The sequence below is a fragment of the Stenotrophomonas sp. YIM B06876 genome (assembly GCF_030711595.1).
GTDB lineage: Bacteria > Pseudomonadota > Gammaproteobacteria > Xanthomonadales > Xanthomonadaceae > Stenotrophomonas.
In genome coordinates, this window is sequence record NZ_JAUJUJ010000473.1 from 1 (window position 1) to 623 (window position 623).

1 pseudogene is annotated in these 623 nt (G+C 59.3%); it reads left to right on the forward strand.

What is annotated here, in order from left to right:
- Positions 1-196, forward strand: a pseudogene (locus QZH66_RS17990) (hypothetical protein); the annotation flags it as partial.
- Positions 197-623: the final 427 nt, after the last annotated feature.

A 623-nucleotide genomic window follows, 5' to 3' on the forward strand; every position in this document is an offset into this window, starting at 1 on the left:
AGGAACCACAGGCCCCACGGTCACCGCCATCGCGGGCAACACCACAGGCACCCTCATCCAGAATTCGCTGAACAACCAGCAAATCCGCTACCAGACCATCATCAACGCCAGCAGCAACGGACTGGGCATGGTGCGGTCCTTGAACCTGCACAGCACGCTGGCCGATGCGATCCAGCAAAGCATTGGTCAGCGCTAACGGCAGCGGTGGACTTCAGCCAAATACCGCAAAATCGCTTTGCCAGCACACGTTCAATGCTATATTTATAATAGCAAAATGGACTCCACGGCACAACTCATCTCGGCCCAAAAGACCTTGACAGCCTGCGGTTGCCCGCGCGCGCTCACCACAACGCCCGGTGGTACATGCGCCTCGCTCTCCAACTTGCCCGACCGCAACACGCTCCGCCTCACCTCCCGGCGNTCGCTTTGCCAGCACACGTTCAATGCTATATTTATAATAGCAAAATGGACTCCACGGCACAACTCATCTCGGCCCAAAAGACCTTGACAGCCTGCGGTTGCCCGCGCGCGCTCACCACAACGCCCGGTGGTACATGCGCCTCGCTCTCCAACTTGCCCGACCGCAACACGCTCCGCCTCACCTCCCGGCGTCACACCGCAGA